The organism is Cryobacterium sp. N21 (genome assembly GCF_002929575.1).
GTDB lineage: Bacteria > Actinomycetota > Actinomycetes > Actinomycetales > Microbacteriaceae > Cryobacterium > Cryobacterium flavum.
In genome coordinates this window covers 97,385-116,758 of record NZ_PJJQ01000036.1, presented here as the reverse complement: position 1 = coordinate 116,758, position 19,374 = coordinate 97,385, and the positions used below count along the sequence as shown (strand labels likewise).

The 19,374-nt window shown below is 66.2% G+C and carries 22 protein-coding genes; 13 read left to right on the top strand and 9 right to left on the bottom strand.

Annotated elements, in window-relative coordinates:
* The first annotated feature begins 102 nt into the window (after positions 1–102).
* The 3 genes from CXY77_RS17215 to CXY77_RS17205 all read left to right on the top strand — a co-directional run bounded on the left by CXY77_RS17215 (position 103) and on the right by CXY77_RS17205 (position 2,438).
* A complete protein-coding gene (locus tag CXY77_RS17215; protein WP_104130585.1) occupies positions 103–777 on the top strand; it encodes a TetR/AcrR family transcriptional regulator in 675 nt (224 codons plus the stop codon).
* On the top strand, positions 774–1,640 hold the full coding sequence (locus CXY77_RS17210) for a 3-methyladenine DNA glycosylase (RefSeq protein WP_104130584.1): 867 nt from the start codon (positions 774–776) through the stop codon (positions 1,638–1,640). Before CXY77_RS17215 ends, CXY77_RS17210 begins: the two co-directional genes overlap by 4 nt.
* 234 nt (positions 1,641–1,874) lie before the next feature.
* Complete coding sequence (locus tag CXY77_RS17205; RefSeq protein WP_104130583.1) at positions 1,875–2,438, top strand: hypothetical protein; 564 nt, start codon at positions 1,875–1,877, stop codon at positions 2,436–2,438.
* A gap of 73 nt (positions 2,439–2,511) precedes the next feature.
* Here CXY77_RS17205 and CXY77_RS17200 read toward each other — a convergent pair whose 3' ends face one another.
* A complete protein-coding gene (locus CXY77_RS17200; protein ID WP_198412850.1) occupies positions 2,512–2,913 on the bottom strand; it encodes an ankyrin repeat domain-containing protein in 402 nt (133 codons plus the stop codon).
* Between the two features lie 105 nt (positions 2,914–3,018).
* On the opposite strand from CXY77_RS17200, the gene CXY77_RS17195 reads away from it, so the two are divergent.
* Positions 3,019–3,795, top strand: coding sequence for an alpha/beta fold hydrolase (locus tag CXY77_RS17195; RefSeq protein ID WP_104130582.1), 777 nt, complete (start codon positions 3,019–3,021; stop codon positions 3,793–3,795).
* Between the two features lie 26 nt (positions 3,796–3,821).
* Here the strand turns inward: CXY77_RS17195 and CXY77_RS17190 are convergent, their stop codons facing one another.
* Positions 3,822–4,253 carry a VOC family protein gene (locus tag CXY77_RS17190; RefSeq protein WP_104130581.1) on the bottom strand — a complete coding sequence of 144 codons (432 nt, stop codon included), beginning with the start codon at positions 4,251–4,253 and terminating at the stop codon, positions 3,822–3,824.
* A gap of 244 nt (positions 4,254–4,497) precedes the next feature.
* Between CXY77_RS17190 and CXY77_RS17185 the strand changes: the two genes are divergently transcribed.
* Complete coding sequence (locus CXY77_RS17185; RefSeq protein ID WP_104130580.1) at positions 4,498–6,366, top strand: DEAD/DEAH box helicase; 1,869 nt, start codon at positions 4,498–4,500, stop codon at positions 6,364–6,366.
* 176 nt (positions 6,367–6,542) lie between these two features.
* Here the strand turns inward: CXY77_RS17185 and CXY77_RS17180 are convergent, their stop codons facing one another.
* From CXY77_RS17180 to CXY77_RS17170, 3 genes are read right to left on the bottom strand one after another with little or no spacing between them, the layout of a single operon-like run.
* Complete coding sequence (locus CXY77_RS17180) at positions 6,543–7,574, bottom strand: NADPH:quinone reductase (protein ID WP_104130579.1); 1,032 nt, start codon at positions 7,572–7,574, stop codon at positions 6,543–6,545.
* A gap of 34 nt (positions 7,575–7,608) precedes the next feature.
* A complete protein-coding gene (locus CXY77_RS17175; protein WP_174775009.1) occupies positions 7,609–7,848 on the bottom strand; it encodes a hypothetical protein in 240 nt (79 codons plus the stop codon).
* A 5-nt stretch (positions 7,849–7,853) separates the two neighbouring features.
* Positions 7,854–8,483 carry a DUF1992 domain-containing protein gene (locus CXY77_RS17170; RefSeq protein ID WP_233197493.1) on the bottom strand — a complete coding sequence of 210 codons (630 nt, stop codon included), beginning with the start codon at positions 8,481–8,483 and terminating at the stop codon, positions 7,854–7,856.
* A 245-nt stretch (positions 8,484–8,728) separates the two neighbouring features.
* Here CXY77_RS17170 and CXY77_RS17165 point away from each other — a divergent pair, with 245 nt between their 5' ends.
* Both CXY77_RS17165 and CXY77_RS17160 read left to right on the top strand, forming a co-directional pair.
* On the top strand, positions 8,729–9,361 hold the full coding sequence (locus CXY77_RS17165) for an ABC transporter ATP-binding protein (protein WP_104130578.1): 633 nt from the start codon (positions 8,729–8,731) through the stop codon (positions 9,359–9,361).
* A 13-nt stretch (positions 9,362–9,374) separates the two neighbouring features.
* The gene (locus CXY77_RS17160; RefSeq protein ID WP_140425568.1) at positions 9,375–10,898 is read left to right on the top strand and encodes a hypothetical protein; all 1,524 of its coding nucleotides are present in this window, start codon (positions 9,375–9,377) and stop codon (positions 10,896–10,898) included.
* A gap of 168 nt (positions 10,899–11,066) precedes the next feature.
* Here CXY77_RS17160 and CXY77_RS17155 read toward each other — a convergent pair whose 3' ends face one another.
* The gene (locus tag CXY77_RS17155) at positions 11,067–11,870 is read right to left on the bottom strand and encodes an ABC transporter permease (protein WP_104090989.1); all 804 of its coding nucleotides are present in this window, start codon (positions 11,868–11,870) and stop codon (positions 11,067–11,069) included.
* Positions 11,867–12,763 (bottom strand): ABC transporter ATP-binding protein, encoded by an 897-nt coding sequence (locus CXY77_RS17150; RefSeq protein ID WP_104130577.1) that lies wholly within the window; start codon positions 12,761–12,763, stop codon positions 11,867–11,869. Before CXY77_RS17150 ends, CXY77_RS17155 begins: the two co-directional genes overlap by 4 nt.
* A 129-nt stretch (positions 12,764–12,892) precedes the next feature.
* Between CXY77_RS17150 and CXY77_RS17145 the strand changes: the two genes are divergently transcribed.
* From CXY77_RS17145 to CXY77_RS17135, 3 genes are read left to right on the top strand one after another with little or no spacing between them, the layout of a single operon-like run.
* Complete coding sequence (locus CXY77_RS17145; RefSeq protein ID WP_104130576.1) at positions 12,893–14,152, top strand: sensor histidine kinase; 1,260 nt, start codon at positions 12,893–12,895, stop codon at positions 14,150–14,152.
* On the top strand, positions 14,134–14,799 hold the full coding sequence (locus tag CXY77_RS17140; protein ID WP_198412851.1) for a response regulator transcription factor: 666 nt from the start codon (positions 14,134–14,136) through the stop codon (positions 14,797–14,799). The genes CXY77_RS17145 and CXY77_RS17140 overlap by 19 nt, the downstream gene beginning before the upstream one ends.
* Before the next feature lie 44 nt (positions 14,800–14,843).
* Positions 14,844–15,482, top strand: a complete 639-nt coding sequence (locus CXY77_RS17135) for a hypothetical protein (protein WP_092339587.1) — start codon at positions 14,844–14,846, stop codon at positions 15,480–15,482.
* Here the strand turns inward: CXY77_RS17135 and CXY77_RS17130 are convergent.
* Positions 15,479–16,498, bottom strand: a complete 1,020-nt coding sequence (locus tag CXY77_RS17130) for a DMT family transporter (RefSeq protein ID WP_104130575.1) — start codon at positions 16,496–16,498, stop codon at positions 15,479–15,481. The genes CXY77_RS17135 and CXY77_RS17130 overlap by 4 nt on opposite strands.
* A gap of 85 nt (positions 16,499–16,583) precedes the next feature.
* Between CXY77_RS17130 and CXY77_RS17125 the strand changes: the two genes are divergently transcribed.
* Positions 16,584–17,168: a CGNR zinc finger domain-containing protein gene (locus tag CXY77_RS17125; RefSeq protein ID WP_092339585.1), complete on the top strand. Its 585-nt coding sequence runs from the start codon at positions 16,584–16,586 to the stop codon at positions 17,166–17,168.
* Here the strand turns inward: CXY77_RS17125 and CXY77_RS17120 are convergent.
* Entirely contained in the window at positions 17,146–18,114 is a 969-nt protein-coding gene (locus CXY77_RS17120) for an NAD(P)-dependent alcohol dehydrogenase (RefSeq protein WP_104130776.1), read from the bottom strand. The genes CXY77_RS17125 and CXY77_RS17120 overlap by 23 nt on opposite strands.
* 384 nt (positions 18,115–18,498) lie before the next feature.
* Here CXY77_RS17120 and CXY77_RS17115 point away from each other — a divergent pair, with 384 nt between their 5' ends.
* Positions 18,499–18,984 (top strand): hypothetical protein, encoded by a 486-nt coding sequence (locus CXY77_RS17115; protein WP_104090980.1) that lies wholly within the window; start codon positions 18,499–18,501, stop codon positions 18,982–18,984.
* Between the two features lie 18 nt (positions 18,985–19,002).
* Complete coding sequence (locus CXY77_RS17110; RefSeq protein WP_104090978.1) at positions 19,003–19,293, top strand: hypothetical protein; 291 nt, start codon at positions 19,003–19,005, stop codon at positions 19,291–19,293.
* Positions 19,294–19,374 lie beyond the last annotated feature (81 nt).

Genomic DNA, 19,374 nt, shown 5'->3' with positions numbered 1-19,374 from the left:
GAAACTGAGTAGTTCCGGATCTTAACAGTTTCTGAATATGCGATAATTTACGAGAACGAAACACCGGGCACGAAACACCAAGCATAGTGAAGGGGGACAGCGATGACGCTCGATGCGAGCCCGCTCGAGGAGACCGTCGAGGAGGCCCCGAAACTGGGGCGCAAACGCGACCACACCCGCGACCCCGACATTCTCGACGCCGCCCTCGAAGTACTCGCCGAAACCGGCTACGACGGAATGACCATGGAAATGGTGGCCGCCCGGGCCAGGGCGGGCAAAGCCACGCTCTACCGTCGCTGGCCATCCAAGGGCGAACTCGTCATCGACGCCGTCGCCTGCATGAAACGCGGCGACTTCGACCGCGACCACCTGCCAGACACCGGCACTCTACGCGGCGACCTCGTGGCCATGATCAAGCCGCACGCCATCGAAGATGGCGCCCGCAAGATGCGCATCATGGCCGGACTCATGTCGATGATCTCCCGCAACCCCGAGCTCGCCGAGGTGGCGCGGGCGGCGATCGTGGAGCCGCGGGCATCCGCTAATCGCATTCTGCTGCAGCGCGCCATTGACCGTGGCGAAATTTCGGAGCACTCCGACATCGATAACCTCGCCATGCTCAGCCAGTCCATGGCCATCTACCGCGTGCTGGTGCTGCAGAAACCGGTCAATCGCGACTTCTTCATTCAGCTGATCGACGGCGTTGTGCTGCCCGCGGTCGGCCTGGGCCGCCCACTCGCCACGGTTGACGGCGGGGCGGGTGCAACTGACACGTGACAGTGACAGTGAACACGGAGACTCGCGTGCTCGGCGCCACCAAGTGGCGAAGCCTCGAGCAGGACCACGAACACCGCGCGGACGCGCTCACTCGGGCCAGGCGCGAGCGCGCGGCGACCGGTCAGACGCATCCGGTCGACGATTTTCTGTTCACCTACTACCCGTTTCGTCCCGGCCTGCTGCGCCGTTGGCATCCCGGTGCCGGCGTGCTGCTGCAGGACGCCGCTGACGACCCCCGCGCCAGCTGGAAGTGGTATCGCACGATAGGCACCGCCAGCCAGGTGGATGCTGCGGCCTTCTCCGAAAAGAACGAGCGCGTCATCCGTTTCATCGGAAATCTCCTCACGGCCACCCGGCAACAACCGGCCCACTTCGGCTGTTTCGGCCTGCACGAGTGGGCGATGGTCTACCGCCAGGGCGAACACCGGCACGTCGCGCCGCTGCGCCTCGGCCAGAGCGACACCGATGCCGTCGTCGCCGAAAGCCGCATAGCGTGCAGCCATTTTGACGCTTTTCGATTCTTCACTCCCGCAGCCCTGCCGCTCAATCGGCTGCAGCCGACCCGGGAGAACCAGCCGGCGATGGAGCAGCCCGGCTGCCTGCACGCCGGAATGGACATCTATAAGTGGGTAATCAAGCTCGGGCCCCTGGTTCCCGGTGAAGTTTTGCTTGACTCCTTCGAACTCGCGCGCGACATTCGCCGGCTCGATATGGAGGCCTCCCCCTACGACCTGAGCGACTGGGGCTATGCGCCGGTCGAAGTCGAGACCCCCGAGGGCAAAGCCGAGTACGTGCGCCGCCAGCGCGGTTTCACCGAGCGCAGCAATCTGCTGCGCGACCGGGTCGTGAGCCTTCTCGCCTAAAATTGCTCGCGATTGCTCGGTTGCCAGCTTCTTTTCAGGTTTTGCCTCCGCGACGAGCGGATGCCCCTCGCCGCGGCGATCCTGGCGGGTCACGGCGGTTGCGCGCCCAGCTCAGAGCGGTCGGCGGCACCCATTTGGGGCATGCCGACCAAACCACATTGGCCGGGGCTCCGGACCATCTGTGCGGCCCGAAAAGACCTCGAGGCCGGAACAGAACAACGAATTGGAGCTCTCATGAACGCGATCACGAAGCACACGAACATTCGCAAGATCACCGCGCTGGGCATCACCGGCGCCGCGGCATCCGCTCTTATCATTGGTGGCTTCGTCGCCCCAGCCCAGGCGTTCGACGGCGACAGCACGAGCACCACGACGAGTACCAGCACCTCCACGGACAGCTCTTCGAAGCAGAACCGCCTCGACCTCATCGGCGACCTGTTCAACCTCTCCGGCAACGACTCGACCGGCAACGGCGTGCTCGGCAACGATACCTCGCTCGGTGGCGTGGCCAACGGCGGTCTGGTGAACGGCGGAGTCGTCAACGGCCCGCTCGTTTCAGACTCGCTCAACGGTGACGTCGCCTCGGGCAACGAGGTCGGCAACGGCGCGTCCGTCGGCAACGGCAACGACGTGGTCGCACCGATCGAAGCCCCCATCGCCGCACCGATTGACGCCGGCAACGGCACCGATGTCGACGGAGTCGACGTCGAAGATGTCAACAGCGGCGACATCAACAGCTCGGTCGACTCGATCGTCAACGATGTTCTCGGTGGCCTCGGCCTCGGACTCGGCCGCTAACCAACCCACCAGCAGCCAGGGCGTCTCCCCCTCGGGAGGCGCCCTTTTTGTGTGCGGTCGGTCGCGCGGGCAGTCAGTCGCGCGGGTACGACTCGATGATCTCGCGCATGCGGGGCAGGCCGAACTGGTCGGCGATGGCCACCCCACTGTGCGTGCCGAGGCGGGGGTCGGCATCCGCTTCGAGCAACAGCCGCAGAATGGCTTCGTTACCCCGAAAGACCGCACACGAGATCGCGGTCTGACCCATGGCGTTCACAACGGATGCGTCCGCCCCGCGCCGAAGCAGCTCACCGACGGTCTCGGGGTGCTGCTGGTAGGCCGCGACGATGAGCAGGGTGTCGCCCCGCGGGTTGAGAACGTTGAGGCCGACTCCGGCGTCGATCATTTCGCTCAGCGGACCGGTCTGGCCGTCGCGGGCGAGGTTGAAAACGCCCTCGATGACCTCGGGGCTGAGCCCGGATGTGTTCTCGTTCACTGCACTGCTCTCGCTCGATTACCGTTGGCCCAGCGTAACCGGCGCGGGGCGGTGGTGAGCGATTGTGGTAGACAGCGACCGCAGCATCCGTGGTGAGATAGGGAGATGTTGCACCGAACCGCGCCCGAGCACCGTTTTGTTCCGTCCCTGGACGGCGTGCAGCTGGCCACCTATGAGCTCGGAGATCCCGAGAATCCGACCGTTTTCGTCGTGCACGGCTTCGCGTCGAGCGCGATCGCGAACTGGCACGCCACCGGCTGGACTCGCGACCTCACCCGCGCCGGCTTTCACGTGATCGGCATCGACCAGCGTGGCCATGGCGCAAGCGACAAGCCGCACTCCCCCGACGCATACACGATGGAGCTGCTGGTCGGCGACGTCGAGGCCGTACTCGACGCCTACCTGCTCACCGAGGTGCGCTACGTCGGCTACTCCCTCGGCGCCCGCGTCGGCTGGCAGGCCGCCCGCGAAATGGGTGGCCGCATCACGCAGGCGGTGCTCGGCGGCATTCCCGACGGCGATCCGCTGAAACGTTTTCAGATAGCGGATGCCCGCGCCCACCTCGAGCACGGCACCGAAGTAACCGATCGCCTCACCGGCATCTTCCTCGAGATGGCAAAGGCCCAGCCGGGCAATGACCTCGCGGCGCTGGTTGCCTTGGTCGAAGGAATGCGTGGCGGGCCGCAGCCCGGACCGACCAACGCGCCGAACCAACCGGTGTTGTTCGCGACCGGAAGTGAGGACAGCATTCTCGATGCATCCAGGGCGTTGGCCGAGGCCACACCGAACGGTGGCTTCTTCGAGATTCCCGGCCGCAACCACTTCAACGCGCCCACGTCACGGCCGTTCCGCGAGGCTGCGATCGAGTTTCTGAAGGCTTAGCTTCTGAAGGCTTAGCTTCTGAAGGATTAGCCGAGCGACACGGTTCCGTCATCGTCGACGTGCCAGCCGGGGTTGTGCGCAATCTCCCAGATGACGCCGTTCGGGTCGGCGACGTGGCCGTGAAAGATGCCGCCGAAGGCGCCGTCCTGGGCGGGCTTCAGCACGGTTCCGCCGGCGGCTTTCATGGCGGCAATCGTTGCAGTGACGTCGTCCCGGCTTTTGAGGTTGTGCGAGAGGGTGATGCCGGTCGCACCGGTGGTTGTGTGTTCGCGTTGTAAGTCTTCGTCGAACTTCCAAGCGTTGAACAGGCCGAGCATGAGGCCGGGACCAACCTGGAAGAAGACGATCTCACCGGGAACATCCACAAGCGGTGTCCAGCCGAGGCCGTCACGATAAAACGTGCGAACCGCCTCGAGGTCGCTGGTGGTCAGGGTGATGAAATTTACGCGTTGTTCCATGCATCAAGTCTTACAGCCCGGCCTGAGCGTGGGTCAATTGTCTGCATGGCGCTCGTGGCACTGGTTTGAGAGTTTGGCACTGGTTCAAACAGGGGCGAACCTCTCAAACACGTGCCGCGAGCGGGCTCGGGCGCAGGTCGACCAGCGCACTGAGTAAGCGGATGCCGCGGCTGCTTGCATCCGCTTTCCCGGTCGCCGGACGAGCCTTTACGCCGCGGGCGAACTCTTCGACTACCGTTGTACTATGACCGCACCAGACACCGCAGCGCAGAACGAGGCAGAAACTGCCACTGCAACCAAGACATTTGCCGATCTCGGACTCAATGACGCCATGCTCAAGGCGCTTAAAGTCGTCGGCTACGAAACCCCCTCGGCCATTCAGGCCGCCACTATTCCCCCGCTGCTGGAGGGCCGCGACGTCGTCGGACTCGCCCAGACCGGTACCGGAAAGACGGCCGCGTTCGCGCTGCCGATTCTGAACCGTCTCGACCTGTCGCAGAAGAACCCGCAGGCCCTCGTACTCGCGCCCACCCGCGAGCTCGCCCTGCAGGTTTGTGAGGCCTTCGAGAAGTACGCTGCCCACATGCGCGGCGTGCACGTGCTGCCGGTCTACGGCGGACAGGGTTACGGTCAGCAGCTGTCGGCCCTGCGTCGCGGCGTGCACATCGTCGTCGGTACTCCCGGCCGCATCATGGATCACCTGGCCAAGGGCACCCTTGACCTCACGGAGCTGAAGTTTTTGGTGCTCGATGAGGCCGACGAGATGCTGAACATGGGCTTCGTCGAGGACATCGAGACGATTCTGGCCGACACCCCGGACGACAAGCAGGTCGCCCTCTTCTCGGCCACGATGCCGGCGCAGATTCGCCGCATCTCCAAGAAGTACCTGCACGATCCCGAAGAGATCACGGTCAAGAACAAGACCACGACCAGCGCCAACACCACCCAGCGCTACCTGATGGTGTCGTACCCGCAGAAGCTCGACGCGCTCACCCGCATTCTCGAAGTCGAGAACTTCGAGGGCATGATCATCTTCGCCCGCACCAAGAACGAGACCGAGCTTCTCGCCGAGAAGCTGCGCGCCCGCGGCTATTCGGCCATGGCGATCAACGGCGACGTGCAGCAGGTGCAGCGCGAACGCACCATCAACCAGCTCAAGAGCGGCAAGCTCGACATTCTCGTCGCAACGGATGTCGCTGCTCGCGGCCTCGACGTGGAGCGCATCAGCCACGTCGTCAACTACGACATCCCGATCGACACCGAGTCGTACGTGCACCGCATCGGCCGCACCGGCCGGGCCGGCCGCTCGGGAGCCGCGATCAGCTTCGTCACCCCGCGCGAGCGTCGCCTGCTCACCGCGATCGAGAAGGCCACCCGGCAGCCGCTCACCCAAATGCAGCTGCCGAGCGTCGAGGACGTCAACGTGACGCGCCTGACCCGTTTCGACGATGCCATCACCGCGGCATTGGATGAGACCGATCGCATCAGCAAGTTCCGCGATATTATCGCGCACTATGTCTCCCACCACGATGTGCCAGAGGTCGACGTGGCCGCTGCTCTGGCCGTGGTGTCGCAGGGCGAGACTCCCCTGCTGCTGTCCGCCGAGGATGTTCGCGCCCAGCAGCGCATCGAACGCGACGAGCGCGTTGAGCGCTCGGAGCAGCGCGGCGACCGCCCGGAGCGTGGCGGCCGATCCGACCGCCCCGATCGTTTCAATCGCGATGACCGTGGCGGCAGCCGCGACGACCGCGGTAGCTACGGCACCCGCGACGACCGTCCGGTTCGCAGCGAACGCCCGGTGCGCTCCAGTGGCAAGCCGATGGCGCAGTATCGCATCGAGGTCGGCAAGCGTCACAAGGTGGAGCCGCGTCAGATCGTCGGCGCCCTCGCCAACGAGGGTGGCCTGAGCCGCGACGACTTCGGGCACATCAAGATTCTGCCGGAGTTCTCGCTGGTCGAGCTGCCCGCTGACCTGTCGGGCGACGTGTTCTCCAAGCTGGAGAACACCCGCATCAGCGGCAAGCTCATCGAGCTGCGGGCCGACAAGGGCGGCGCTTCACGCTCCGCCGAGCAGAATGATCGCCCGCCGCGCGCCCCGCGCCGCGAGTACTAGAACCCTCGATCGCCTGAAACGCACCCTCGTCGTTCGCGACGAGGGTGCGTTTCAGTTATGTCTCGGCCATCTCGGGGGCTAATTGAGGAAGAACGCACCTCGGGCATCCTTGGTGACCAAAAACACGCGGCGCCCGTTCGACACCCGGCAGGATCTCCTGATTTGGCCACCGCGGGTCAGCTCGCCGAAACGTCGATGAGTACCTTGCCAGTGGCGCCGCTCTCGACGAGGGCGTGGGCATCGGCTGTCTGCGCCAGGTCGAAGCGGTGCAGTGGGAGTCCGGCATCCGCTCCAATGGGCAGCGCGCCGTCGACGAGTGCTTCATGGATGGCCGCTGCGGCCTGCTGCACGACTTCGATGCCGACCGTGTAAAGCAGCAGAAACTGGTAGCGCACGTTGAGGCTGAAGTGTTTGCGCACGTCGAGGGTCATCAGATCGCCGCCGTTGTTGGCGTAGACGGCGATGGAGCCGCGGTTGCGAATAACCTTAAGGTTGAGGTCGGAGTTCTGGGCGGGGGCTACCTCGACGATGAGGTCGACTCCATCGGGTGCGATGGCTCGAATTTCAGCGGCGACATCGGAGTCGGTGTACGTGACGACGTGGTGGACGCCGGCGGCTTTCGCGAGGGCCGCTTTGACCGGCCCGCTCACCGTCGTGATCACCGTCGCTCCGGCCCAGCGAGCGAGTTGGATGGCGGCGTGACCGACGGCACCGGCGCCGCCCGCGACGAGCACGATCTTGCCGTCGAGCGCGCCCGGATGCAGGCGCCGCGGCCCGTCCTCGGCCACGGTAAGGGCGCGGTAGGCGGTGACGGCCGGCACTCCGAGGCTGGCGCCCTGGTCGAAACTGGCCGCGGCGGGCAGCAGAAACACACGTTCTGCGGGGACTACCGCGTATTCCTGGGCGGTGCCGCTGTTGGCCCGCTGGTAGGCGGCGAGCGCGAGCCAGACGCGATCACCGACGGCCACGTTCGAGACTCCGGTTCCGACGGCGTCGACGAGTCCCGAGCCGTCCTGATTCGGCACCACGTCGGGAAAAGCCAGAGATTCTCCCGGTTGTGAGCCGCGCCGCGACTTCCAGTCGGTCGGGTTCACACCACTCACCATGATGCGCACGCGCACTTCGCTGGCTCCGGGTTCGGTCACCATTCGATCGACAAGGTGGAGCACGGACGGGTCACCGGTTTCGCTGTACACAATTGTCTTCATGGCAAACCCAACGCCTGCTGCGCCAATTTGTTCCCTACGGTTTCGTGCGTTCGCTCGTGGCCTCGAGATTAGTGCGAATGGTCGTCATGGTGCCGGTGAATGCCTGGTCGATATCAATGTCGAGCTTGTCGGCTAGTACGAAGGTCCACCAGAGTGATTCAGCGAGCTTGTGCTTGAGTTCAGCGGTCGCGTCTCCGTCGATCGGCCAGGTTCCGTCGTGGACGAGCAGCAACCGGCCGACGTAGCCGACGTCATTGGTGTAGCCGATGGCCATTTCGTTCAGCGGCGGCGAGCGCGGCGGCGTTCCCGCCAGGTCAGGGCGGCGAGCAATGCGGCCTCACTCTCCCGCTGCTGCCGGGCCGCGTCGCTCCGGGCGGCCCGGCGCTCCCGCCACAGCGCGACGTGTTCGGCCACGTCCCGGGTGGGCGTGACCACGGGCGGCCCACCCTGCAGCTGCCGGCGTGCCGACACCACCCGGCTGTTGAAATCCCTGAGAATCTCGGTGACCGCAGCCTCAGACTGCGCACTGTCCAGCCGCGCGTCGAGCTCGGCGTTCTCGGTGCGCAGGGTGAGGGCCGGCGGCCCGAGCCCGGTGATCTTCTCGCTCTCGATCTTCTGCCGAATCCACCAGTCCGGGTCATACCCACGCTCGAGGTTCGCGAGCGGCTTGCCCGCACCCGGCAGGTTGTCGAACTCACCGCGACGAATGGCCTGCTGAATAGCCATTTCCACGTACTGTGCGCGAGCTTCCATCATGGATTGCCCGGCAGTGTTCGGCTCGGGGTCATTGTCGGTCGGCGCGGGCGTGTCTGCCGGATCGGGCGGAAGCATCCGCTTGAGTTGGTATCGAGCCACGCTCAGTCGGGCGTCGGTGGGTGCCCCGTCGTTACGCTCCTTCTTGCCGGTCATGGCTGCCAGCCTAGATCGAGGTGGTCTCCGAGTCGACCCGGAACGCTGTTGCAGAGGCCAATCCGGCTGCCTCAGATCGCTCAGGGGGCCATTGTTGACATCTCGAATTCGCCGCGCAGCGTTCAAGGGGCCGTTGTTGGCATCTCACCCGCGACAAGTCAGGAAACGCCCCATGACTGGCTCCAGCGGATGCCGCGGCGTTCCGAACGCGCGCGGCCGCCAGCGGGTGCGAGAGGATAAGAGCTGTGTCCCACCTCGAAGCCCATGCCGTTTCCGTTTCGATCGACTCGGAGATGCTGCTCGCGCCGGTGTCGTTCGCTGTGCCGCCGGGCACGGCGTTTGCCGTTCGGGGGGCGAACGGTTCGGGCAAGACCACACTGCTGCGCCTCCTCAGCGGGCATCTGCGACCAACGACCGGCACGGCGCTACTCGATGGCCGTCCCGTCGATGAACGCAGCCGCACCGCTCGGCGCGGGATCTCGGCCCGCATCGGCCTCCCGGCCTTCGCACGCGAGCTGACCATGCACGAACAGCTGCGCTTCATCGCCACTACCTGGGGCCGCACCGGCTCCACCGCAACGGATGCCGCGGACGCTACCATGCGAGCTCTCGGCATCTTCGAACTGCGCAACCGGTTCGTGAACGAGCTCTCCTCCGGGCAGACCCAGTTGCTGGCGGTGGCCACGGCCCTCGTTCGGCCCTTCGACGTGCTCATCCTCGACGAACCGGAGCAACGCCTGGATGCGCACCGCCGGGATCTCGTTGCGGCGGCGGTGCGCCGAGAAATCGACCGTGGCGCATCCGTTGTGATCGCCAGTCACAGCGCAGAGCTGGTGGCCTCCATCGCTGACGCGACCGTGACGCTGGGGCAACCGTGACGCTCGGGCAACCGTGAAGCCGACGCTCAGGTCGGCGCGATCGGTGCTGGCCGAACGCCGGGCCGCTACGCCCAGCGACACCGTTTACCTGATTTACGTCTCGGCGCTCGTCACCGCCCTCATCGCGGCTCCGGCCGTGGTGGCGATCGTGCGCGGCCTGGCCCAGCCCCAGGTTGTGGCGGCGCTCAGCTCTCCGGGCAGCGCCCGGATCGTGGGAATGATTGCGGCGCTGCTCGCCGCGGGTGCGCTGCTGCTCGGTCGCACCCGCGGTCCCGTGGTGCCGAGTCCGTTCCTCACGGAGTTTCTGGTCGGCAGCGACCTCCCCCGCAGTGCTACTGTGCTCCGCCCTTTTCTGGCGAGCGGGGCCGTGCTCGCGTGTTCGGTCGTTGCAGCGGTGGGTCTCGTGGTCGCGGCGCGGGTGGTCGGCGGCGCGGCGGCATCCGTTTCGGCGGTGCTGGTCGTGCTGGGCTGTCTCGGATTCTCCGGCCTGCTCGCCGGGCTCTGGCTGGTAGGGCAAAGCCTGCCGCGGCGTTTCACGGTCGGCCTCGCCTTCGTCGTCACGGTGACCGGCGCAACGGTGACTGTTGACGGCACACTTCCGTTCACGCCGTGGGGCTGGATCGCCCTGCTCTGGCAGGGCCTTGGGGAGCCGACCGTCTGGTGGCCGGCGCTAGCCCTCGCCCTGTCGTCGCTCGCGCTCCTGGGCGTGCCCGCGCTGCTGGGCAACCTGCGCGCAGACGAGATGATGGCGCAATCGCGGCGCTGGCAGTCCATCTCAGCATTGGTGCAGACCGGCGACGTCGCCGGGGCCTCTGGAGCGCTGCGCGACCCACCGACTCGCGGTCGACGCCGGCGGATGCCCCTGACCGGACCGTTGCTGGTGGCGATCGTGCAGCGCGATCTCATTGCTGCCGGGCGGTTCCCGGTGCGCATCGCTCTCGGTTCGATGGCTCTCGTCGGTGCCGGCTGGCTCACCGCCGTAACGTCGACGATGCCAGAGGGCATCGCCTGGATCACGGCGCTCGCCGGGGTATCGCTGGCCTACCTGGGAGTGGGCGTCTGGTGCGACGGCCTGCGAAACGCCGCCGACAACGCGACTCCGGGGTCGCTGTATGGGCGCAGCGCCCTCAGCATGATCGGTTCTCACGCGGTTGTCCCCGTTCTCGCCGCCATCACCTTCGGCTCACTGGGGGCAATGGGCGATAACAATAATGTTGCCTGGTGGATGCTGCTGGCCGCCTTCATCGTGCTCGTGCGCGTTCTGGACTGCGCCAAAGGTCCGATGCCGATCGGTCTGCTCCTGCCCATCCCGACCCCGGTGGGCGACGTGTCGATTCTCAACGCGATCGCGTGGCAAGCGGATGCTCTGCTCATCGTTCTCATCGTCGCCGGCGGTCTGACTGTGCAGGTCGGTGCGGCCGGGCCCGGGGCGGCCGGGCTCGAAGCTACCGGGCTGGGAGCTGCCCTCTGGCTGGCCGTCGCCGGGGCGCTCGTGGCAGCGCTCGCGCTGCGGCGCATCCGCGCCCTCGGGCGGTGAGCGCACTCCCGGTCTTTCAGTCCCGGTCTTTCACCCATGGGGCGGTTGTCGTCGTCTCGCAGATGCAGCGCGACTCCCATGGGGCCGTTGTTGTCGTCTCGCGCGCGAGATGCCAACAAACGCCCCATGTCCTGCCTCCCACCCCGCCGGCGGTAGCAGCGACGTGCGCTAGGCCACGTCGCGGCGCGCCGTGCGCCAGAGCCCCACGAGAAGCGGCAGTCCCACCCAGACCGCGACCGAAGTAGCCAGCTGCGCCCATCCCGTCGCGCTCACTTCTGCCCCCAACATGATCGGCAGAAGCGTGACGTTCAGGTCGAGCCAGCGGGCCGGCTCCGCCAGACCGGAAATGAACAGGGTGAGAATGGTCCACACCGTCGGCAGCGCGAGATAAGCCACGATGGCAATGGGCGTGCTCAACAGTGCCAGGCCGAACGCGACTCCCTGTGCGACCAGGATCAGCAGGGCCAGCGCGGCACCGCCGAGCACTGGCCAGTCCATCGCCCACGAGCCGTCGCCCCCGCGGAAGACGATACCGATGACGTTCATCAGCGCACCGGCCACGAGGGTCAGTGACATCACGATCAGCCCGAGCACACCAGCGGATGCCAGCTTTGCGAGGTTCACCCGCGTTCGCCGCGGCTCGAGCGCGAAGGACGTGAGAGCAGTGCGCTGAGACCATTCGCTCGTCGCCGCCATCACGCCGATGAGCGGCAACAGCACGAGTTGCCCCATGGACGCCGCGTTCGTCAGGTTCGCCCAGGTGAGTTCCGCGGGCGGGGCCGTGGTCAGGGTCAGGACGATGAGGCCGGTGTTGACCAGCCCGATCACGATCAGCAGCCAGAGCCCGGCCCGGGTGTCAATCTGCTTACGCAATTCCACCAGGCAGAGTCGGGCGAACGGGATGCCGTGCTCCTCGACGCTTTGTCGAACGGCGGGCTCCAGGCGCTGGGCGGGTGCGGTCAGGGTACTCATGCTGCGACTTCGTCTCGCCCATGCTGGGCGGTCATGTCAAAGAACAGTTCTTCCAGCCCGAAGGCTTCGGCGGGCCGCAGGTCGATCAGCACGATGCCGCCGGCCAGCGCGATCCGCCCGACGTCCACGACGGATGCCCCGGTCGACACCCCGTCGCTCGTCGCGTCCGCCGCATGGCCGGCCGCGATCAGCTCAGCCAGCAGTCCGTCGTTGTCGAGGCTCTGCACCCGGGTTCCGGGCACCGCCAGCAGCTGGTCCGCGCTGCCCTGGGCCAAAATGCGCCCGTTACCGATGATCACGAGGTCGTCGGCCATTGCCTCGACCTCGTGCAGCAGGTGAGACGACAGCAAAACCGTGCCACCGGCATCCGCAAAGGAACGCAGCAGGCCGCGCATCCAGCGGATGCCGGCCGGATCCAGTCCGTTGGCCGGCTCGTCCAGAATCAGCACCTGCGGGTCGCCGAGCAGGGCGTGCGCGAGCCCGAGCCGCTGGCGCATGCCGAGGGAGTAGGTGCGGGTGCGGGCATCCGCTTCACGCGCGGTCAGCCCGACGTGGTCGACGATCTGCCGTACGCGGCCGGCCGACAATCCCATGAGCTGTGCCGAGACCGAGAGCATTTCCCGGCCGGTGCGTCCGCCGTGCTGGGCACTCGCGTCGAGCAGCACGCCCACCTGGTGGCCGGGGTTACGTAACTCTCGAAACGGATGCCCGAGCACGAGACTTCGCCCCGTGCTGGGGGCGGTGAGCGCACACAGCATGCGCATCACGGTGGATTTACCGGCCCCGTTCGGGCCGAGGAAACCGGTGACCCGGCCGGGGCGGCAGTTGAAGGAGACGTCGTCGACGGCCAGCCGGGAGCCGTAGCGCTTGGTGAGGTGTTCTGCGTTGATCATGCCTCCATGGTTGCGGCGCGGACAGCCGGGCGGATCGACCCGGGGTCTCGATCGTCTCCCCCTTTAGTCGCAGGCGGACGAGACGCGGGGTGGAGGCGGGTGGGAACGCTCCCCCCATACGCTGGGACAATGATCCCCTGGCCTGCTCCCACCGTTGTGGAATCGATCGACCGCGGGCACCCGTCCGGTTTGCGACCCTGGTCGCGTATCTGGCGGTACCTCGTGACGGCTATAACGGCCCTGCTGTTTCTACTCTTGGTCTTCGCCGATTACACCGGTGAGTTCTCGGATAGCGCAGCGTCAGAATCGGTCCTTGGCGGTCTCATCTTCCTCGACCTTCTGCTCGGCGTCGTCGCCCTCACCCTGCTGCCGCTGCGTCGTCGCCACCCGTTCGTGATCGCCTCCGTGACAGCCGCGCTCTCGGCCCTGTCGGCGTCAGCGCTCGCAGCGGCCATCTGGGCTGCCATCTCAATGAGCACCCGGCGTCGCTGGGGCGGGACTGTGGTGGTCGGCGCGATCTGGTGCCTCGCCACCGGAATCTACGAGGTGATCGTGCGAGCGCGGGTCGCCGATCTTGCGGTCTACCCGGTGCCCTGGGCATCCGGTCTGATCGCGATCGCGATCTACGCCGTCTGCGTCGCCACCGGCTTCTACATCGGAGCGCGCCGGGACCTGCTAATCAGTCTGCGCGAGCGTGCCGAGAACGCCGAACGCGAGCAGGCCCTGCGCGACGAGTCGGCCCGGGGCACCGAGCGCACTCGCATCGCCCGCGAAATGCACGACGTACTGGCCCACCGCATCTCCCTCGTCGCCCTGCACGCCGGCGCACTCACCTATCGCACCGATCTCACCCGGGACGAGACGGCGCAGGCCGCCGGCATTATCCAGGACAACGCCCACCTCGCCCTGACCGAGCTGCGACAGGTACTCGGCGTGCTGCGCGGCGGGCAGACTGGCGACGGCACGGCCGAACCCGCGCAGCCCACACTCGCCGACTTGCCCAAGCTCATAGCCGAGGCGCGTGAGGCCGGCACCGCGATCACTCTCCAGACGACGGATACCTCCGTCGCGGCCTGGTCAGACGCCGCCGCCGGGCCGTCGAAGACAGTCTCCCGCACCGCCTATCGCATCGTGCAGGAAGCGCTCACCAACGCCCGCAAGCACGCGACCGGCCAGCCGGTCACCCTCTGGATCGAGCACTCCGGCGACCTGCTCCACCTCGACGTGCGCAATCCGATCGATCCCCGAGCACGCGCCGCCAGCCCGCCCGGAAGCGGCGTCGGCCTGATTGGCCTGCAGGAGCGCGCCGACCTCGTCGGTGGCCGCATCCGCCACGGCATCGAACCCAATGGCACCTTTCTTCTGCAAGCATGGCTGCCATGGACCTGAGCGTGCGAGTAGTGCTCGTTGACGACGACGCCCTGGTGCGCACCGGTCTGCGCCTCATTCTGGGCGGAGACCCGGCGATCGAGATCGTCGGGGAGGCCAGCGACGGCCACGCCGCGCTCGAACTGATCGGCCGGGAGACCCCCGATGTCGTCCTCATGGACATCCGCATGCCGCTTCTGGACGGACTGGCGGCCACCCGCGCGCTGCAGAAACGCGGCGACCCCGCCAGGGTGATCGTGCTGACCACCTTCGACACCGACGAAATGGTGCTCACCGCCCTGCGGCACGGTGCCGCAGGTTTTCTCCTCAAGGACACCCCGCCGGCCGAGCTCGTCGCAGCGGTGCGCCGGGTCGTCCACGGAGAGCCGATGCTGTCGCCGAGCGTCACCGCTCAGCTCATCGCGACCGTGATCCGTGCCCCGGATGACCGGCAGCAGCGTGCTCAGACCGTGCTCGGCCAACTGACCGAACGCGAAACCGAGGTGGCGATCGCGATCGGGCGCGGGCTTTCGAATGCGGAGATCGCCGCCGAACTGTTCATGGGCGTCGCCACGGTCAAGACGCATGTCGGGCACCTGTTCACGAAACTCGACGCCGCCAACCGGGTGCACATCGCCCGTTGCGTTCACGATGCCGGCCTGGTCTGACGCTCGCCGCCCGAGCACAGGGCGGTGCCTGGTACGTTGCAGGCATGAGCGAATCCACCGCGCCGACTCCAGAGCCGCTGCCTGCAGGCTGGCTGCGACTGGACCGGGCCGGTTGGTGGGGCACCTTCGCGGTAACCCCGCTGAACGGCATCATGCTCGGCATCGTGCCGATCAATCTCGGAACCACGACCGCTCGAAGTTTCGATATCTCGATCTGGTGGGGTTTCCTGATGGCCCTCGGAGCCATCGTGCCGGTGTTCCTGGTGCTCTACCTGGTGCAGCGACTGCGCTACCCGCAGGCCTGGGTGAGCTTCGACAGGAACGAACTGCGGGCCGGCCGCCGAGTCGTGCCGCTGGCTGACATCGTGTGGGCCCGACTCGAAATGTTCGACCGAAAGCGCGCCCACACCCGCATGCTCACGCTGCGGTTCGGCGCGGAGAGCGGGCCACGGGCATCCGTTCGCCTGCGCGGTCGCACCGCACAGACGCTGCCGACCGCGGTGACCGACATCGTTGCGGAGATCATCCGCCGGTCGTCGATTGCCGTTCCGCAGACCCCCAATGACCCCACCGGGCGCTTTGCCCGCTACAACTATCCCGGTTCGCTCGGCCGTGCTGACGCCCTCGAGGTCGTGCTGAACCCACCGACCATCGACGATCCGGCCCCGGTGCTGATCGCCTAAGCGGATGCGTCGGCTTTCGCCGCATCGGAGGCGGTGGCCTCGTCGCGCTGCGCGTCCCCGTGCGCGTGCGGCAGTTCCGGCTCGTCGGGCGGCAGCGCCTCGGCGGCCAGTTCGACGCGCTCCTCCCCCACGGCTGCGATGCCTCCCAGAATCAGGACCCCACCGAGCAGTTGCAGCGGCGTCAGCACTTCGCCCAGCAGCAGCCAGGCGAAGAGCGACGCGAAGATAACCTCGAGCAGGCCCACGAACGAGGCGAGCCTCGACCCGAGAATTCCCGCCGCCGTGATGCCGGCCGCATAGGCGATCGCGGTACTGATAGTCGCCAGGGCGAGCAGCGGCACCCACCACGGCACGACCGTGCCGAGCAGGGACAGGTCACGAAACGATGCGGTGAACGGGAGCAGGCCGGTCAGGCCGAGCAAACCCAGCACACCACCCCCGACCAGCAGCCCGAACGCCGCCAGCGCGAGCGGCGGCAAGCCTTGGGCAGGGCGGGCGGCCACCACGAAGAACACGGCGCAGGCGATGGCCGCGCCGAAGGCGAACAGCACTCCCACCGGATCGACGGCCCGAATGGCGCCGGGCCCGATCACGAGGAGCAGCCCGCCTACGGCGAGAGTCGAGCCGAGCAAAACCGTGCGGCGCGGCATCCGTTTGGTCGTCACCCAGACAAAGCCGACCAGAATTAGCGGTGCGAGAAATTCAATGAGCAGCGCGGTCGTGACCGGAATGGTCTGCAGCGCGGCAAAATAGGCCAGTTGCGTGCACGCGACACCGACGATGCCCATTCCGAGCACCCGCCAGCGACCCAGCCAGAGGGCAGCCCAACGCCCGCGCAGCGAATACAGCGCGAGCGGCAGCAGCGCGAGCCCGGCGGTCAACGCGCGGGCTGTCACGGCCGCCGTCGGTGACCAGCCGGCCTCGAGCATCGGCTTGACCAGAGCGCCTGATGTTCCAAACGAGATGGCGGCAAGGGCGGCGACGATCAGGCCTCCCGGCAGGGACGAGATCTTCATGCTTCTCCTTCGGACGACACGGGCCCGTCATGGTCTAAACTGGCCTACGCCACTGACAGTAGAACCGATTTGTTAAGGAGTCAACTTGCATTTTGCCCCTGACACTGAGGAGGCTCTCGAATTCGTGGTGCTTCTGGGCGACACCGATCCGGGCGCTTCGCGCAGTGGCCGTGACGAACTCGAAACGGTCGCCGACCTCGCCGCGCTGCTCGCGCCGATTCCGTTCACCGGCCGCATCGACGGCAACGATGCCGAACTGCTCGACGTGCGGCAGACCCGCGCGCTGCTTCGCCGGGTCTGGACCCTCGACCGCGATGATGCAGTCACCGAGGTCAACCGCATCCTGCGCGAGGCCAGGGCCCTCCCCCAGCTCGCCCGCCACGACGTGTCGGACTGGCACCTGCACGCCACGGTGCCCGAGGCACCCCTCGGCGAGCGGATGCGCGTGGAGGCTGCCCTGGCATTGATCGACGTGATTCGCAGCGACGAAATGCGGCGCCTGCGAATCTGCGAAGCGGATGACTGCACCGGCCTGGTTCTCGACCTCTCCCGCAACGGGTCCAAACGTTTCTGCAGCGTGCGCTGCGGTAACCGCATGAACATGATCGCGTTCCGCGAGCGTCAAGCCGTCGGAACTACTGCTGCGGTCACTCCTCGCGCATGCGAATGACGACGTTACCGATCTTTTGGCCGGCCGCCACGTACTCGTAGGCTTCACGAATCTGCTCGAGCGGGTAGCTTCGATCGATCACCGGCCGAAATTCACCCGAGGCGACCAGCCCCTGCAGAAATAGGGCGTCCTCGCGCGTGTCCCGGGGAATGGGAAACAGCACTCGCTTCCGGCGCAGCAGGGGCGTTGTGAGCGCCAGAACCGGGTTCTGCCACAGGGTGCCGAGCTCCGACGAAACATAGATTCCGCCCGGAACGAGAAGGCTCCGGCACCGTCCGAAGGAGCTCTTGCCGACAGCATCGAGCACAACGTTGAATTCATTGTCGAGGCCGGTGAAGTCCTCTCTGCGGTAATCCACGACTCGTTCGGCGCCGAGCGATTCCACGAGGGCCAGATGGGCGGTGGCACAGATCGCGGTGACACGGGCGCCGAGTTGCACCAGAAGTTGCACGGCGGCCGACCCGATACCTCCCGTACCGCCGTTAACCAGCACATTCTGTCCGGCCGCGACCCGTGCCGCGCGAATCATGTTGAGCGCGTAGTGGGCGCCCTCGATGATCGGCGCTGCCTGCTCATACGATGTCCCGGCCGGGATCTCGGCAACGAGCCCGGTCTCGGCGATGGTCAGATACTCGGCATGGCCGCCGAATTTCACGCCGTTGTAGCCGAACACCCGCTGGCCGACTGCGAATGCGCTGACGCCGGTACCGACGCCCATGATCTCGCCGGCGAATTCGCAGCCCAGAATCGCCGCCCTGGGCGCTCGCAGTCCACTGAACAGCCGCACCACGAGGGGCTTGCCGCTGAGAAACCCGCAGTCCGTGCGATTGACCGTGCTGGCAAAGACCCGCACGAGCAGGTCTCCTGCATTCGGCACCGGAGGCGACGCCTCCTCGACGTGCACGAAGCTCGGGGGTCCGTAATGGCGGTACACGGCGGCTTTCATGCGGCACAGCGTACTCTCGAACGACAAATCGCTCTCGATCGACCGCGGGAGCGACGCCGGCACATCCATTAAGGACAAGATTCCGTTAGTCTTTTAATTGCTTTCAGAAGGAATTACGCGAATCTCGCCGATAACCAATAGCGAATTCCCGTGCCAATCCTTGACCCATTCGCGGGTTAGGCCTAACGTGATATGCGAATACATAGCTAGGTGAATAGGGTACGTGAAACATTGGGGGGTTCAATCGTGATTGGATTAGCTAAAGGGCGCGCTGTCCGACCAGTCTGGGCATGGCTGGCACTGGCACTGGCCCTGGTAGCAATACTGGGCTTTACGTCGTCTCCCGCAGCACAAGCTTTACCGCCGGGGCCACCGTCGCACACTTTGCCTCCCCCCGGGGATGGAACGGCACACAACGACGCGCTCGGGAGCCAATTCGACGAGCAGCTCAATCTGACCCTGCAGTACATGCGCACGGCCGCAGACGAGTCCACGTACTTCGACATGGCTGCTGCAGAAGAAGCCGGGGCATCCGCTGCCACTCGTGAGATCGGTAGCCTGATCAATCAGCTCGCGGTCTCGCAACGCGGAGCGGGCGAGAACCAAATGACCACCATGCTGAGCGTTCCGATCTGGGGCAATTGGTGCGGTCCGGGCCACGGTGGCGGTAACGCTGTCGACGTGCTCGACTCCATCTGCCAGACCCATGACTATTGCTACGCTGCACGCGGCTATTTCGCTTGCTCGTGTGACCGCCAAATTGTTCTCGACATTCGCAATAACATTTATCGTATGACGTCCGGAGAGCGTGTTATGGCCGCTGCCGTCAGCACCTACTTCACCTATTGTCTGTGTAATCCGTTCGCTTAAGACGGGAGAATCCGCATTATGTCCACCGCCCAAACATCCGGCCGCAATTCGAATGAGACCAACCGGCCCGTTGTCACCTGGTCGCTCATGGTTTTGGCGCTCATCGTCGTGGCACTCATACCGGACTGGACCGAATCGGGAGCCAACAGACCCCTCTGGCTTTTTGTGGTTCCCATCATTTTGGGCCTGGGCGGTGCGGTGTTCGCGGTACGCAACCGTCACTTCTGGTGGGCCATCGTTTCCGCCGTCTGGGGTTTCGCCCTGATCCAATGCCTGATCCTCGTCGCCACGCTGGTCAGCGGCCCTTGACTCGCGTCACCGCTGCACGCGTGGCGACCGCAAGCGTAGTCTGGACAAACTGCCCAAACGCGCACCCGACAGACAAGGCTT

Bases quoted from the DNA above. Each gene is read 5' to 3' on its own strand.
- CXY77_RS17175 (WP_174775009.1), bottom strand. From the start codon at position 7,848: ATGGCCATCGGCTACACCAATGACGTCGGCTACGTCGGCCGGTTGCTG.
- CXY77_RS17170 (WP_233197493.1), bottom strand. From the start codon at position 8,483: ATGACCGGCAAGAAGGAGCGTAACGACGGGGCACCCACCGACGCCCGA.
- CXY77_RS17215 (WP_104130585.1), top strand. From the start codon at position 103: ATGACGCTCGATGCGAGCCCGCTCGAGGAGACCGTCGAGGAGGCCCCG.
- CXY77_RS17110 (WP_104090978.1), top strand. From the start codon at position 19,003: ATGTCCACCGCCCAAACATCCGGCCGCAATTCGAATGAGACCAACCGG.
- CXY77_RS17135 (WP_092339587.1), top strand. From the start codon at position 14,844: ATGAGCGAATCCACCGCGCCGACTCCAGAGCCGCTGCCTGCAGGCTGG.
- CXY77_RS17150 (WP_104130577.1), bottom strand. From the start codon at position 12,763: ATGATCAACGCAGAACACCTCACCAAGCGCTACGGCTCCCGGCTGGCC.
- CXY77_RS17145 (WP_104130576.1), top strand. From the start codon at position 12,893: ATGATCCCCTGGCCTGCTCCCACCGTTGTGGAATCGATCGACCGCGGG.
- CXY77_RS17140 (WP_198412851.1), top strand. From the start codon at position 14,134: ATGGCTGCCATGGACCTGAGCGTGCGAGTAGTGCTCGTTGACGACGAC.
- CXY77_RS17130 (WP_104130575.1), bottom strand. From the start codon at position 16,498: ATGAAGATCTCGTCCCTGCCGGGAGGCCTGATCGTCGCCGCCCTTGCC.
- CXY77_RS17180 (WP_104130579.1), bottom strand. From the start codon at position 7,574: ATGAAGACAATTGTGTACAGCGAAACCGGTGACCCGTCCGTGCTCCAC.
- CXY77_RS17195 (WP_104130582.1), top strand. From the start codon at position 3,019: ATGTTGCACCGAACCGCGCCCGAGCACCGTTTTGTTCCGTCCCTGGAC.
- CXY77_RS17205 (WP_104130583.1), top strand. From the start codon at position 1,875: ATGAACGCGATCACGAAGCACACGAACATTCGCAAGATCACCGCGCTG.
- CXY77_RS17120 (WP_104130776.1), bottom strand. From the start codon at position 18,114: ATGAAAGCCGCCGTGTACCGCCATTACGGACCCCCGAGCTTCGTGCAC.
- CXY77_RS17190 (WP_104130581.1), bottom strand. From the start codon at position 4,253: ATGGAACAACGCGTAAATTTCATCACCCTGACCACCAGCGACCTCGAG.
- CXY77_RS17185 (WP_104130580.1), top strand. From the start codon at position 4,498: ATGACCGCACCAGACACCGCAGCGCAGAACGAGGCAGAAACTGCCACT.
- CXY77_RS17155 (WP_104090989.1), bottom strand. From the start codon at position 11,870: ATGAGTACCCTGACCGCACCCGCCCAGCGCCTGGAGCCCGCCGTTCGA.